This is a genomic window from Nannocystis sp. (genome assembly GCF_016714285.1).
Lineage (GTDB): Bacteria > Myxococcota_A > Polyangia > Nannocystales > Nannocystaceae > Nannocystis.
In genome coordinates this window covers 122,946-136,691 of sequence record NZ_JADJNN010000023.1, presented here as the reverse complement: position 1 = coordinate 136,691, position 13,746 = coordinate 122,946, and the positions used below count along the sequence as shown (strand labels likewise).

The window sequence follows — 13,746 nt, the reverse complement described above, 5'->3', positions numbered from 1 at the left end:
CGTCAAGCCGTTCGTGGCTCCGGCCTGCGGCTCCCCGCGAACCACGCATACACCACCGGCAGCACGAGCAATGTCAACAGGCTCGCCGTGATCAGCCCCCCGATCACCACAGTCGCGAGCGGCCGCTGCACCTCGCTGCCCGGCGCGGTCGACAGCGCCATCGGGATGAACCCCAGCGAGGCAACCAGCGCCGTCGTCAGCACCGGGCGCAGGCGCAGCTCCGCCGCCTCGCGGATCGCCGCTGCCGGCAGCAGCCCCTCGCCCTCGCGCCGCAGCGCGAACGACACCAGCACCAGACCGTTGAGCACCGCGACCCCGAACAGGGCGATGAAGCCGACCCCCGCCGAGATCGAGAACGGCAGCCCGCGCAGCCACAGCGCCACCACCCCGCCGACGATCGCGAAGGGGATGTTGAGGAAGATGATCGCCGCCACCCGCACCCGCGCCAGCGCCACCCACAGCAGGAACATGATCAGCGCCAGCGCCAGCGGCACCACGATCATCAGGCGATCGCGGGCCGCCATGTAATGCTCGAAGGTACCGCCATATTCGACGCGGTACCCCGGTGACAGCCCCAGCCCCGCGTCCAGCGCCCGCTGCACCTCCTCGACCACGGACACCAGGTCGCGCCCGCGCACGTTGAACTCGACGATGAGGCGCCGCGACTGCTTCTCGCGATTGACCAGCGCCGGCCCCTCGCCGAGCTTCAGCTCCGCCACGTCGCCCAGCGGCACGATCTGCCCCGAGCTCGCCCGCAGCGGGATCATCGCGATCCGCTGCAGGTCGCCGGTGAAGCCATGGTCGACGCGCACGCGCATATCGAAGCGGCGCTCGCCCTCCAGCACCACCCCCGCCGCGACGCCGACGCTGATCGCCTCGGTCGCCTGATTCACGTCGGCGATCGTCAGGCCATAGCGCGCCAGCCGACCGCGGTCGGGCAGCACCCGCAGATACGTGAGGCCCGACACCCGCTCCGCGCGCGCATCGGCAACCCCTGCGATCCCGCGGATCAGCGCCAGCGCCCGCTGGCTCGCCGCCGCCAGCACCGCGAGGTCCGGGCCGTAGAGGATCACGCCGACGTCCGACCGCACCCCCGCGACCAGCTCGTTGGTCCGCATCTGGATCGGCTGCGAGATCCCGATCGCCACGTCGGGCACCATCGTCTCCACCAGCTCGGATATCTCGCGCGCGAGCTCCTCCTTGATCAAGCCCGGCCGCCACTGCTCGCGCGGTCGCAGCGCGATATATACGTCCGTCTGCTCGACTCCCATCGGGTCGGTCGCCAGCTCCGGCGAGCCGCTGCGGCTGACCACATGCGCGACCTCCGGCACCGTGAGCAGCGCCCGCTCGATGCGCAGGCTCGTATTCACCGACTCGCTGAGCGCCGTCCCCGGGATCCGCTGGGCCTCGATCAGGATGTCGCCCTCGTCGAGCTGCGGCACGAACTGCGCCCCCAGCCGGCCGAACAGCGCCACCCCGCCCGCCAGGCTCGCCACCCCGAGCGTCAGCGTCAACCACCGCCAGCGCATCGCCGCGCCCAGCATCGGCACATACACGCGATGCACCACCCGCAAGATCCACGTCCCCTCGTGATTCGCCTGCGGACGCACCAGATAGCTCGTCAGCACCGGCACCACCGTCAGCGACAGGATGAACGCCCCCGCCAGCGCGAACAGCACCGTGTAGGCCATCGGGTGGAACAGCTTGCCCTCGATCCCCGTCAGCGCCAGGATCGGCAGATAGACGATGGCGATGATCAGCTCGCCGAACACCGTCGCCCCGCGCACCTCGAGCGTCGATTCCAGGACCACGTCGCGGCGCTCCGTCCCCGTCAGCGCGCGCCCGATCGCCCGCTGCGCCAGCGTCATGCGCCGCACCGCGTTCTCGACCACGATCACCGCCCCGTCGACGATCAGCCCGAAGTCGATCGCCCCGAGGCTCATCAGATTCCCGGACACCCCCGCCGCGTTCATCAGCATCACCGCGAACAGCATCGCCAGCGGGATCGTCGCCGCGACCACGATCCCCGCCCGCAGGTCCCCGAGCAGCAGGAACAGCACCGCGATCACCAGCGCCGCGCCCTCGAGCAGGTTCACCGCCACCGTCCGAACCGTGCGGTCGACCAGCTCCGAGCGGTCATAGAACGGCTCGATGATCACCCCCGCGGGCAGCGTCGGCGCCAGCTCGTCCAGCTTGTCCTTGATCCCCTGCGTCACCGTGCGCGAGTTCTCGCCCATCAGCATCAGCGCCACGCCCACCACCACCTCGCCGTGCCCGTCCTTGGTCGCCGCTCCGCGCCGCAGCTTGGGCCCGAAGCGCACCTCGCCGACCGACTCGACCGTGATCGGCACCCCCTGCGGCGTCGCCCCGAGCACCACCCGCGCCAGGTCCTCGCGGCTGCGGACCAGCCCGTCCGTGCCGATCACGATGTATTGCTGGCTGCGCTCGATGTAGCCGCCGCCCGCGTTCGCGTTCGACTTCTCCAGCGCGGTCACCACGTCCCCCACCGAAAGCCCCAGCGCCTGCAGGCGCGCCGGCTGGAGGTGGATCTGGTACTCGCGGTTCTCGCCGCCGAAGCTGTTGACCTCGACCACCCCGCGGACCGTGCGCAGCTGCGGCCCGACGTACCAATCGAGGATCTCCTCGAGCTGCATCAGGCTCAGCTCGTCGCTGCGCAGCGTGAATTGATAGATCTCGCCGAGCCCGGTCGAGATCGGGCCCATCTCGGGCGCGCCGTAGCCGAGCGGCACCGCGTCCGCCGCCTCGCGCATCCGCTCGTTCACCAGCTGGCGCGCGAAGTAGATATCGGTGCCGTCCTCGAACACCACCGTCACCACCGATATCCCGTACTTCGACAAGGATCGGACCTGCGTCATCTTCGGCAGGCCAGACATCGCCCGCTCGACCGGGATCGACACATATTGCTCGATCTCCACCGGCGACAGCGCCGGCGCCGCCGTGATCACCTGGACCTGAATGTTCGTGACATCTGGCACCACGTCGATCGACAGCCGCAGCGCCGAACGCAGTCCCAGCAGCACGAAGATCAGCGTCGCTACCAGCACCACCGCCCGGTTGCGCAGCGACCACGCGACGATTGCGGACAGCAGCGACATCTCAGTGGTGGTCGTCCGCGAGGCTGCCCTTCATCAGCACGTTCTTCAGCGTCATCACCCCGTAGGTCACCACCAGCTCGCCCTCCCGCAGCCCGTGCAGCACCTCCACCTTGCCCGGCGAGCTGCCCCCAAGCGTGACCTCGTGGACCTCGAAGTCGTCGTCCGCGTGGCGCACGAACACCACCGGCTTGCCGCCCAGCTCGGTCACCGCGTCGCGCGACACCACCAGCGTCGGCCGCGGCGCCTGCCCGGGCGCCAGCGGGTCGACCGGCGCGGCGATCAGCGCCGTGCCGAACAGCCCGAGCCGCAGCTTGTCGTCGCGGTTTCGCAGCGTCACCCGCGCCACGATCGTGCGCGCGTCCGGGTCGACCCGCGGCGCGATGTAGTCGATGTGCCCGAGGAAGCGCTCGCGCGGGTAAGCGTTTAGCTGCACCTCGACCGCCGCCCCGACGTGCACCTGATCGAGGGTGTGCTCGAACACGCGGGCCACGAACCACGCCTCGTCGAGATTCACGATCGACGCCACCATGTGCTCCGCCGTGACGCCCTGCCCCGGCGCCACCCCGCGGTCGACCGCGAAGCCGCCCAGCGGGGCCCGCAACGCGAACACCGACACCGTGCCGCCCGCCTTCAACCCCAGCGCCGTCAGCCGCTGCCCGGCCGCCCCCGCCTCCGCGTCGAGCACCGTCGCCTCCGCCCGCGCCGCCGCCAGCTCCTGCTGCGAGGCCATGTTGCGCGCCGCCAGCGTCTCCAGCCGCGCCAGGTTCGACCGCGCCGACGCGGCCCGGGCCAGCAGCGAGGCCCGGTCGGCCCGCAGCCCCCCGAGCCCCGGCGCCCGGATCGTCGCCAACACCTGCCCCTTCGTCACCCGGTCGCCCTCGCGAAACTCCACCGATTCAACAATGCCATCGACCCGCGCCGCCACCTGCGCCGTGCGCTCCGGGTCGGACGCGATCTCACCCGCCGCCGACACCGTCGGCGCCAGCACCTCGACGCGCGCCGCCTCGGTCTTCACGCCCGCGTCCGCGATCACCTGCGCCGACAGCCGCACCCGCGTCGGCATCTCGGCGTGCGCCGGCTCGTCGCGATGCTCGTCGTCGTGCTCGTCGCCGTGCTCGTCCGCGTGCCCCTGCGGCGCCACCCCTGGCGCCCCACCACACGCGCAAACCACCAGCCCGATCAGACACCACCGCTTCATTGCACGATCTCCGGCAACAGCCCCGCCGCCCGCGCCAGCTCCACCGACGCCACCGCGTGGGCGCGCCGCGCCTCGATCGCCGCCGCCAGCAGATCGAGGAAAGTCTGTTGCAGCAGCACCGCCTCGCGGATCGAGACCCGCCCGGTCGCCATCTCCTGCGCCAGCGCCGAGATGTGCTCCTCGGCCCGCCGCAGGCGGTCGACGTCGAACAGCGAGGACTCCTCCCGCCGCGCCTGCAAGGTCTTCACCGCCCCCGCGACCTCCGCCAACACCACCCGCTGCAGCCGCTCGAGCTCCGCCTCGGCCTGCCGCGCCCGCGCCCGCGTCTCCGCGATCTCCCCCGCGTAGCTGCGACCGAGCGGCGCCGGCAACGTGATCGGGAGGCTGATGCCGCCGCCGAGCACCCGCTCATTGAAGCCATCGCGCTGCCCGTAGAGGATCAGCGACGGGTTCGGCGCCCGCATGCGCCGGTACACCTCCGCCTGCCGCAGCTGCACCTCACGCTCGGCCCGCGCCACGTCCAGCTCGGCCCGGCGAGCCAGCGCCCGCTCAGCCAGCACCGACATGTCCTCCGGGACAGCCAGCGGCGCCAGCTCGCCCACGACCTCGAGCTCGGGCCGCGCCGGGTCCTGACCGAGCAAACCAGCGAGCAGCGCGGTCGCCCCGGCGATCCGCCGCGTCGCCTCGATCTGCTGCTGATGCAGGCGGATCACCGTCGTCGCCGCGATGTCGACCCCGAACTGCGAGCCGAGCCCCGCCTTCGCGCTCACACCCGCCAGCTCCTGCATCGTCGCCGCACCGACGGCCATGCGCTCGACCATCACCCGCTGCTGCCGCGCCGCGATCAGCTCGAAGTACAGCGTCAGCGCCTCCGCGGCCACCTCGCGGCGGACCGCGTCGACCCGCCGCCGCTGCGCGTCGTGCTCGGCGTCGGCGACCCGCACCCGCTTGCGCCGCTGCCCCGCGATCTCGATCTCCTGGCTAAACTGCCCATATACATTGGTGTCGCGGTCGCCGTTCCACAGCCCACGCCGCGCCGCCGCCGTCACCTGAATCTGCGGGTTCGACGGCAACACCGTCCGCGCCGCCAGCTTGCGCCCCGCGATCGCCTCGAGCCCATACTCGGCCGCCCGCACGCCCGGGCTCGCCGCCAGCGCGCAGCGCACGACCTCCCCCGCCGCCAGCGCGCCGCGACAACCAGGCGACCCGGACCCCGGCGCAGCAGCGAACGACATGACGAGGACGAGGCTGGCGATCGACATGACCTGCCGCCCGCGGCGACCGGGACAACCCTACGGTCCGTGGGGCCTCGAGCGTCAAGCCTCGCCCCCGTGATCCAACGCATCACACCTCACAAACCTGTCCCAAAGACCAGCCCCCGAGCGAGGGCGATTGCCAGCACGCCGCATCGTGGCCACCCTCCGGCTGCGATGCTCTCCCTCGACCACTCGCCGCGTCCCCCCGCCGTCGCCGGCCGCTTCTACCCCGGCGAGCCCGCAGCCCTGCGCGCCGAGCTCGACGGCCTCCTCGCCGCCGCGCCGAGCCTCACCGCCCCGCGACCCTGCGCGCTGATCGTCCCGCACGCCGGCTACATCTATTCGGGCCCGATCGCCGCGACCGCCTATAAACTGCTGCGCGCCTCGCCCCCGCCGCGCCGTGTCATCGTGCTCGGCCCGGCCCACACCGTCGCCCTCCGCGGCGTCGCCCTCCCCGCCGCCACCGCCTTCGCCACCCCGCTCGGCACCCTGCAGGTCGACCCCGAGCTCGCAGCCCTCGCCGCCAAGAGCCCGCTGGTGATCCGCTCCGCCGAGGCCCACGCCCGCGAGCACGCGATCGAGGTCCAGCTCCCCTTCATCCAGCGCGTCCTCGGCGACGTCCCGATCGTCCCCCTGGTCGTCGGCCAGGTCGCCGCCCCGGCCCTCGCCAACCTCCTCGACAGCCTGTGGCAGGACGCTGACACCCTCGTGCTCATCAGCAGCGACCTCTCGCACTACCTCCCCCACGCTGAGGCCCACGCCCGCGACGCTGCAACGGTCCGCCAGCTGCTCGCCCTCGACGACGCCATCGAACCCGACCAGGCCTGCGGCGCATACGCCCTGCGCGGCTTCCTGCAGCTCGCCCGCCGCCGCCACCTGATCCCCCAACTGCTCGACCTGCGCAGCTCCGGCGACACCGCCGGCGACCACCGCCGCGTCGTCGGCTACGCCGCCATCACCTTCTCGGAGCCCCACCCATGACCGACCACCGCCGCGTCGAAGCCCCACCCATGACCGACCACCGCGGACCGATCCTCCTCGCCCTCGCGCGCTCCGCCATCACCGCCGCGCTCGGCGGTCCCGCCCTCATCATCCCGGACGCCGCCTTCCTCGCAGCCCCCGGCGCCTGCTTCGTCAGCCTCCACCGCGACGGCCAGCTGCGCGGTTGCATCGGCAACATCCTCCCCGTCGACCACCTGCGCGACGCCATCACCCACAACGCCGTCGCCGCCGCGCTCCGCGACTCCCGCTTCACCCCCCTGCGCCCGCACGAGCTCGCGGACACCACGATCGACATCTCCCTGCTCTCTCCCCTCTCACCCCTGCCGGCCCACAGCGAGGCCGCCTTGCTGGCCGCGCTCCGCCCCGGCGTCGACGGCCTGCGCATCACCTCCGGTAACCGCGGCGCCGTCTTCATCCCTTCCGTCTGGGAGCAGCTCCCTGACCCGCGCGCATTCCTCGACCACCTGCGCGCCAAGGCCGGCCTCCCCCGCGACCGCTGGCCCGCCGACATGCACGCCGACCGCTTCACCGCCGAACACTTCAAGGAGCAACCATGAGCGCAGCACATCCCGCCCGCTGGTGGCACCCCCTCCCCGACGGCCGCCTCCAGTGCGACCTGTGCCCGCGCGAGTGCACCCTGCAGGACGGCCAGCGCGGCTTCTGCTTCGTCCGCCAGCGCGACGGCGACGCCCTGGTGCTGACCACCTACGGCCGCTCCTCCGGCTTCTGCGTCGACCCGATCGAGAAGAAGCCGCTCTCGCACTTCCACCCCGGCACCAGCGTGCTGTCCTTCGGGACAGCCGGCTGCAACCTCGGCTGCCGCTTCTGCCAGAACCACGACATCTCCAAGGCCCGCGACCAGGACACCCTCGCCGACGCCGCCACCCCCGAGGCGATCGCCGCCGCCGCCGTGCGCCTCGGCTGCGCCAGCGTGGCCTTCACCTACAACGACCCCGTGATCTTCGCCGAGTACGCGATCGACATCGCCGCCGCCTGCCGCGAGCGCGGCGTCCACACCGTCGCCGTCACCGCCGGCTACATCCACCCCGAGCCAAGGCGCGAGTTCTTCGCCGCGATGGACGCCACCAACGTCGACCTCAAGGGCTTCAGCGAGCAGTTCTACCGCAAGCTCGCCTTCGCCGAGCTCGCCCCCGTCCTCGCGACCCTCGAATACATCCGCCACCACACAAACACCTGGCTCGAGATCACGACCCTCCTGATCCCCGGCCAGAACGACAGCGACGCCGAGCTGCACCAGCTGTCCCGCTGGGTCTTCGAGCACCTCGGCCCCGAGGTCCCGCTCCACTTCTCCGCCTTCCACCCCGACTTCAAGATGCAGGACATCCCGGCCACCCCGCCGGCCACGCTGACCCGCGCCCGCCAGATCGCCCGCGACGCCGGCCTCCAATTCGTCTACACCGGCAACGTCCACGACCTCGCGGGCGCCACCACCACCTGTCCCAAGTGCCAGGCCGCTCTGGTCCGCCGCGACTGGTATCAGATCCTCGACTATCGCATCACCCCCGCCGGCACCTGCCCCGACTGCAACACCGCCGTCCCCGGCCGCTTCCGCCCCGAGGGCGCCGGCAGCTGGGGCCGCAAGCGCCTGCCCGTGCGGCTCGGCCGCTGACGCGCTCGCGCTCGCGCGTCGCCGACTTTCCGCTTCAAGTCCCGCGCCGACGGTGGTATCAGGGCAACGGGGGACTATCGTGGGAGACTCAAAGATCATTCGTGCGCCGCGACTCGACGTCGGCGATCTCGGCAAAATAAAGGCCCCGCCCAGCGTCGTCGCCGGCAGCAAGATCCGCGTGAGCATCACGATCAAGGATTGGTCCGCCGAGGCGATCGCCCGCCACCCCGATCCCAACTGCTGGACGCACGTCACCGTGGACCTCTTCTGCGAGCATGCGACGCCGCCCTGGCTCGATCAGAGCCCCTGGCGCTCGCCCCACCTCTCGCAAAAGATCACGCACGACGGCCAGCGCTTCGAGTGGACCTTCCAGCTCCCTGACAATTGGGGGGTGGGGAAGGATGTGTATTTCGTCTTCCGTTACACCGACGAACGGTTCATGATCCCGCAATATCCGGAGCCGGCCAAGCTCCGACTCGTGATCCTCCCCGCGGCGTGAACCCATGCCCCCGCCTGCCGCACCCCTATCCCGGCTTCGTCGCCGCCTCCCTCACCGTCGAGGTCGTGCCGCTGCCGCCCCCGCCTGCGCACCCCTATCCCGGCTTCGTCGCCGCCTCCCTCACCGTCGAGGTCGTGCCGCCGCCGCCCCCGCCTGCGCACCCCTACCCCGGCTTCGTCGCCGCCTCCCTCACCGTCGAGGTCGTGCCGCCGCCGCCCCCGCCTGCGCACCCCTACCCCGGCTTCGTCGCCGCCTCGCTGACGGTCACCGCGTTGACCGTCGACGGCTGACGCCCAGCTCTCGCCGGCACGCAGGAATTGCATACCTGCGTATCCCCGGATCACCCACGATATCGCCGATCCATGGTACGAAGGCTGCAATCGTAGCACCATGCGCATCGCCCTGATCGCCCTCGTCACCCTTCTCGTCGTCCACGGCGCGATCCACCTGCTCGGCTTCCTCAAGGCCTGGGGCCTCGCCGCCCTGCCGCAGATGCGCGGCCGCACGATCGTCCCCCTGGGCGCCACCGCCACCCATGTCGTCGGCCTGCTGTGGCTGCTCGCCGCGGTGATCCTGCTCGCCACCGCCGCCCTGCGGATCGCCAACATCGAGGGCTGGTGGATCGCCGGCGCCGTCGGCCTGGTCGTCTCGCAGGCCCTCGTCATCCTCGCCTGGCCTGACGCGAAGGCCGGCACCGTCGCCAACATGATCCTCCTCGTCCCCGTGCTCGTCGCCGGCGCCACCGCCCGCTTCGACCACCAGGTCGCCGATGAACGCAGCACCCTGCTCGCCGACGCCGTCACGATGCCCGCTTCGCCCGTCCGCGCCGAGGAGCTCGCCGACCTGCCCGCCCCCGTGCGTCGCTGGCTCACCCGCGCCGGCGTCGTCGGCCGCCCCCGCACCAGCCGCGTCCACCTGACCCAGCGCGGCGAGATGCGCACCACCCCCGACGGCCCATGGCTGCCGACCACCGCCGAGCAAGACTTCAGCGTCGAGCCGCCCGGCTTCGTCTGGCAGGTCCACACGACAATGCTGCGTGTCCTCCCGATCGTCGGCCGCGACCGCTACGCCCGCGGCGCCGGCAATATGTACATCAGCGCCGCCGGCCTCTACCCCGTCGTCGACGCCAGCGGCCCCCCGATCGACCAGGGCTCACGCCTGCGCTTCCTCGGCGAGATCGTGTGGTTCCCCTCCGCCGCCCTGTCCCCGCGCATCCGCTGGACCCCGATCGACGACGACAGCGCCCGCGCCACCCTCGTCGACGGCGACGAACCCGTCTCCGCCGACTTCCACTTCGACCCCCAGGGCCGCTTCGTGTCCCTCACCGCCGAGCGCGCCTACAGCGGCGACGGCACCCGCCAGCCCTGGCTCGTCACCGCCAGCGAATGGCGGCCCCACAGCGAGCTCGAGGTCCCGACCGCCGGCGAGGTGCTCTGGCGCCTGCCCGCGGGGGACTTCAGCTACTTCCGCTGGCAGGTCGATAGCCTCCAGATCGACCCCTGAAGCGACGCGAGCCGTGCGAGGCGAGGTATGCGGGCGTCGTGGACCACGGCCCAAATCGGCCCGCCAGTAAAATCCCCGGACGAACCTATCACCCGCTATATTGCGCGAACCCGCCCCCATGAACCCCCTCCTCCGCAACATCCTCGCAGTCATCGCCGGCGCGGTGGTATGTCTCTTCGTGAACGGCCTGCTGATCAGCATCAGCGCCTCCGTGATCCCACCGCCTGACGGCGTGGACCCGAGCAACCTGGCATCCATCAAGGCCCACATGGATGCGTTCCAGCCCAAACACTTCGTGTTCCCGTTCCTGGCGCACACGCTCGGCAGCCTGGTCGGCGCCTGGATCGCGGCCATGATCGCGGCCAGCCAAAAGCTGACCCTGGCCTTGGCCGTCGGGGCCCTTCACCTCGTCGGTGGCATCGCCGCGGCGTTCATGATCCCCGCGCCCGGGTGGTTCATCGTGTTGGACCTGGGCGCGGCCTACCTCCCCATGGCGTGGATCGGCGGCACGCTCGGGAGCCCCCGCGCGCGCTGACGGGCACCGCAGCGCAGGCCATATGCACGAGGGCACGCCCGCCGTCGCCGCCCTGCACGCCCTCGTCGAGGCCAGCCCCGTCGACCCCGCGATCGACCCCGCGATCGTCCACCACGCCCTGGTCGCCGCGATCCTCCGCCTCGTCCTCCTGCGCGCCCTCGCCGACCCGCTGATCACCAGCCCCGGCCCGCAGTCGTGGCGCACATTCCTGGCCCGCAGCCGCGAACAATTCGCCGCCCACCCCACCCCCCTCCTCGACCCCGCGACGCACCCGATCCTCACCACCCTCGCCGTCCCCGACGCCGCGCTCGCCCGCTGCCTCCGCGCCCTCGCACCCACCACCAGCCTCGGCGAGGTCCACGAATCCCTGCTCGCCCTCCGCCTCGAGCGCGGCCCAGGCGATCGCCTCCAGCTCCACCACGACAGCGCAAGGCGGCGACGCGGCAGCCACTACACGCCGCCCGCCCTGACCCACCCGCTGCTCCTCGCGGCCCTGCGTCCGCAGCTCGCCAAACTCGCCGACCCCGACGCCCTCCTCGCGCTCCGCGTCTGCGACCCCGCGATGGGCTGCGGCGCCTTCCTGCTGGCCGCCTGCGACATTCTCGTCGATCACCTCCTGCGCGCCCGCGCCGACCCAAACCTCCCAGCAAACATCCGCGACGCCCGCCGCGAGGTCGCCCTCGCCTGCCTCCACGGCGTCGATCAGGACCCCCTCGCCGTCGAGCTCGCCCGCCTGTCCTTGTGGCTACATATCGGCGACCACACCCTCCCCCTCCACACCCTCGCGAAAAACCTCCGCCACGGCGACAGCCTCGTCGGCCTCGACGCCGCGCAGCTCCTCGCCGCGACCTGGCACCCACAAACCACCGCCCCCGACACCGCGCAAACCACAGCGCCCGATACCCCGCCAGCGAGCGCCGACGCGCTCGCCCTCCGCGGCGACGCGATCCTCGCCACCTTCTTCGCCGCCACGCGCCCCGCCCAGCGCGAACGCTCGCTCGCGCAGCTGCGCCCGCTCCTCGCCGGCGACCCCGGCAAACTCCACACATTACGCGCCACCCTGCATTCCCGAGATCCAGCGATCGCTCCCTTCCACTGGCCGCTCGAGTTCCCCGCCGTCTTCACCCGCGACAACCCCGGCTTCGACCTCATCGTCGGCAACCCGCCGTTCTTCTGGGGCAACCGCATCGGTCGGGCCTTCGGCCCCGAGTACCGCGATTGGCTGCAGACCTTGCACCCCGGCGCCCACGGCAACAGCGACCTCGCCGCCCACTTCCTGCGCCGCGGCTTCGCCCTCCTGCGCCGCGGCGGCGGCCTCGGATTCATCACCACCAACTCGATCTCCGAGGCCGAGACCCGCGCGACCGGCCTCGAATATCTCTGTCGTCACGGCGGCGTCATCCACCACGCCGTCCGCGACCTCGCCTGGCCCGGCGACGCCAGCGTCCGCGTCGCCACAATCTGCGTACACCGAGGCCCCGTCCCCGGCCCGCACAGCCTGGGCGGCCGCCCCGTCCCCGCGATCGCCAGCGACCTCCGCCCCCCGACGCTCGCACCCCGCCGCCTGCCCGAACGCCGCGGCCACAGCTTCAAGGGCGTCGACTTCGGCGGCACCGGCTTCCTCCTCGATGCCGCCGCCCGCGACGCCCTCCTCCGCGCCGCCCCCGACGAGGCCACATTCGTCTGGCCTGTCCTCAACGCCAGCCGCCTCGTCGCCTGCCCACATACCGCCCCCGACCGCTTCATCATCAACTTCAGCGGCCGCGACCTCGCCGAGCTCGAGACCGCCGCCCCTCACTGCCTCGCCATCGTCCGGCGCGAGGTCCTCCCGCACCGCCAGCACGACCACCGCCGCCACCGACGCGAGCGCTGGTGGCTCTACAACGAGGCCTGCCCCGGCCTCTACCGCAGCATCGCCGGCCTCCCGCGCGTGCTCGTCGGCCCGGTCGTCGCCCGCCACATCATCTTCGCCTTCGCCGACCCGCACACGGTCTTCACCAACGCGCTCAATATCTTCGCCTTCGCCGACGCCGCCGCCCTCGCCCTCCTGCAGTCCCGCCCGCACGAGCTGTGGGCCCTGCACCACGCCTCCAGCCTGCGCTGCGACCCCCGCTACAACCCCACGACCTGCTTCGAGACCTACCCCTTTCCGCGTGAATGGTCGCAACACCGCGAGCTCCGCGACGTCGGCGAGGCCTATCACCAGCTCCGCGCCGACCTCATGCAGCGCCGCGGCGACGGCCTGACCGCCACCTACAACCGCTTCCACGACCCAGGCGACCGCGCCCCCGATATCCTCGCACTCCGCCAGCTCCACGCCGAGCTCGACCGCGTCACCCTCACCGCCCACGCCTGGCACGACCTCGCGGCGCACGCCCGCGCCGAGTTCCACGCGGACCCCGGCGACGGCCCCCCGCGCACCCGCCTGCGCTGGCCAGACTCCCTCGCCGACGAGGTCCACGCCCGCCTGCTCGCGCAGAACCTCGCGACACCTGTCGAGTCGACCGACGCGCCCGCATGACGAGCGAGTGACTCGTAAGCGCTCGCCGCCAACCTTGCGGCCCCGACTGCCCTCCCCCGACCACACTCGCGCGCGCGACCTCCGTATCCTGCCTGCCATGGCCCGCGCTCGCTCATCCCGCGTCACCCTTCGCCTCCTCCCCGCCCTCGCCTCCCTGATCTACGTCACCCCAGGCGACGCCGGAGCGGTCACCGTGCTGCTCACGCGGCGCAACCAGAGCCAGGTCCACACCTGGGACAGCAGCAACCCCGGAGCCTCGGTGCTGCTGCACACGACCCAGTCGAACGACGCCGACTACAACGTCGCGGAGGGCAGCACCTTCGGCTGGATCACCGAGCACTTCGGCGACAAGTTCGCGCGCTTCATCGTCGGCAACAACGTCGGCCTCGACGCCCAATACATGACGCCCTACGCCTACCCCAAGCACATCACGGTGCACAATAACGAGATCGTCGTCATGGAGCCGCAATGACGGGACCCTGTGGC

General features: G+C 71.9%; 12 protein-coding genes. 9 read left to right on the top strand and 3 right to left on the bottom strand.

Annotated elements, in window-relative coordinates:
* Positions 1 to 2: 2 nt before the first annotated feature.
* Genes IPJ59_RS29870 through IPJ59_RS29860 form a run of 3 tightly spaced genes read right to left on the bottom strand, consistent with a single transcriptional unit; the run spans position 3 to position 5,576 of the window.
* The gene (locus tag IPJ59_RS29870) at positions 3 to 3,116 is read right to left on the bottom strand and encodes an efflux RND transporter permease subunit (protein ID WP_293274316.1); all 3,114 of its coding nucleotides are present in this window, start codon (positions 3,114 to 3,116) and stop codon (positions 3 to 5) included.
* Between the two features lies 1 nt (position 3,117).
* Positions 3,118 to 4,314: an efflux RND transporter periplasmic adaptor subunit gene (locus IPJ59_RS29865; RefSeq protein ID WP_293274314.1), complete on the bottom strand. Its 1,197-nt coding sequence runs from the start codon at positions 4,312 to 4,314 to the stop codon at positions 3,118 to 3,120.
* Positions 4,311 to 5,576: a TolC family protein gene (locus IPJ59_RS29860; RefSeq protein WP_293274312.1), complete on the bottom strand. Its 1,266-nt coding sequence runs from the start codon at positions 5,574 to 5,576 to the stop codon at positions 4,311 to 4,313. Before IPJ59_RS29860 ends, IPJ59_RS29865 begins: the two co-directional genes overlap by 4 nt.
* 168 nt (positions 5,577 to 5,744) lie before the next feature.
* Between IPJ59_RS29860 and amrB the strand changes: the two genes are divergently transcribed.
* From amrB to IPJ59_RS29815, 9 genes are all read left to right on the top strand, one after another.
* Positions 5,745 to 6,551, top strand: a complete 807-nt coding sequence (amrB, locus tag IPJ59_RS29855) for an AmmeMemoRadiSam system protein B (protein WP_293274310.1) — start codon at positions 5,745 to 5,747, stop codon at positions 6,549 to 6,551.
* Complete coding sequence (gene amrA / locus IPJ59_RS29850; RefSeq protein ID WP_293248295.1) at positions 6,548 to 7,129, top strand: AmmeMemoRadiSam system protein A; 582 nt, start codon at positions 6,548 to 6,550, stop codon at positions 7,127 to 7,129. The genes amrB and amrA overlap by 4 nt, the downstream gene beginning before the upstream one ends.
* Positions 7,126 to 8,202 (top strand): AmmeMemoRadiSam system radical SAM enzyme, encoded by a 1,077-nt coding sequence (amrS, locus tag IPJ59_RS29845; RefSeq protein ID WP_293274308.1) that lies wholly within the window; start codon positions 7,126 to 7,128, stop codon positions 8,200 to 8,202. Before amrA ends, amrS begins: the two co-directional genes overlap by 4 nt.
* A 79-nt stretch (positions 8,203 to 8,281) precedes the next feature.
* Positions 8,282 to 8,701 (top strand): hypothetical protein, encoded by a 420-nt coding sequence (locus IPJ59_RS29840; RefSeq protein WP_293248289.1) that lies wholly within the window; start codon positions 8,282 to 8,284, stop codon positions 8,699 to 8,701.
* Positions 8,698 to 8,991 (top strand): hypothetical protein, encoded by a 294-nt coding sequence (locus IPJ59_RS29835; protein ID WP_293274306.1) that lies wholly within the window; start codon positions 8,698 to 8,700, stop codon positions 8,989 to 8,991. The genes IPJ59_RS29840 and IPJ59_RS29835 overlap by 4 nt, the downstream gene beginning before the upstream one ends.
* 100 nt (positions 8,992 to 9,091) lie before the next feature.
* On the top strand, positions 9,092 to 10,204 hold the full coding sequence (locus IPJ59_RS29830) for a DUF6544 family protein (RefSeq protein WP_293274304.1): 1,113 nt from the start codon (positions 9,092 to 9,094) through the stop codon (positions 10,202 to 10,204).
* A 118-nt stretch (positions 10,205 to 10,322) separates the two neighbouring features.
* The gene (locus tag IPJ59_RS29825) at positions 10,323 to 10,739 is read left to right on the top strand and encodes a hypothetical protein (protein ID WP_293274302.1); all 417 of its coding nucleotides are present in this window, start codon (positions 10,323 to 10,325) and stop codon (positions 10,737 to 10,739) included.
* A 22-nt stretch (positions 10,740 to 10,761) separates the two neighbouring features.
* Complete coding sequence (locus tag IPJ59_RS29820) at positions 10,762 to 13,260, top strand: Eco57I restriction-modification methylase domain-containing protein (RefSeq protein ID WP_293274300.1); 2,499 nt, start codon at positions 10,762 to 10,764, stop codon at positions 13,258 to 13,260.
* A 97-nt stretch (positions 13,261 to 13,357) separates the two neighbouring features.
* Positions 13,358 to 13,732 (top strand): hypothetical protein, encoded by a 375-nt coding sequence (locus IPJ59_RS29815; protein ID WP_293274299.1) that lies wholly within the window; start codon positions 13,358 to 13,360, stop codon positions 13,730 to 13,732.
* Positions 13,733 to 13,746: the final 14 nt, after the last annotated feature.

What these genes read in the sequence shown, in the direction of transcription:
- IPJ59_RS29870 (WP_293274316.1), bottom strand. Translation starts at nt 3,116, where the DNA reads ATGTCGCTGCTGTCCGCAATCGTCGCGTGGTCGCTGCGCAACCGGGCG.
- IPJ59_RS29865 (WP_293274314.1), bottom strand. Translation starts at nt 4,314, where the DNA reads ATGAAGCGGTGGTGTCTGATCGGGCTGGTGGTTTGCGCGTGTGGTGGG.
- IPJ59_RS29860 (WP_293274312.1), bottom strand. Translation starts at nt 5,576, where the DNA reads ATGTCGATCGCCAGCCTCGTCCTCGTCATGTCGTTCGCTGCTGCGCCG.
- amrB (WP_293274310.1), top strand. Translation starts at nt 5,745, where the DNA reads ATGCTCTCCCTCGACCACTCGCCGCGTCCCCCCGCCGTCGCCGGCCGC.
- amrA (WP_293248295.1), top strand. Translation starts at nt 6,548, where the DNA reads ATGACCGACCACCGCCGCGTCGAAGCCCCACCCATGACCGACCACCGC.
- amrS (WP_293274308.1), top strand. Translation starts at nt 7,126, where the DNA reads ATGAGCGCAGCACATCCCGCCCGCTGGTGGCACCCCCTCCCCGACGGC.
- IPJ59_RS29830 (WP_293274304.1), top strand. Translation starts at nt 9,092, where the DNA reads ATGCGCATCGCCCTGATCGCCCTCGTCACCCTTCTCGTCGTCCACGGC.
- IPJ59_RS29825 (WP_293274302.1), top strand. Translation starts at nt 10,323, where the DNA reads ATGAACCCCCTCCTCCGCAACATCCTCGCAGTCATCGCCGGCGCGGTG.
- IPJ59_RS29820 (WP_293274300.1), top strand. Translation starts at nt 10,762, where the DNA reads ATGCACGAGGGCACGCCCGCCGTCGCCGCCCTGCACGCCCTCGTCGAG.
- IPJ59_RS29815 (WP_293274299.1), top strand. Translation starts at nt 13,358, where the DNA reads ATGGCCCGCGCTCGCTCATCCCGCGTCACCCTTCGCCTCCTCCCCGCC.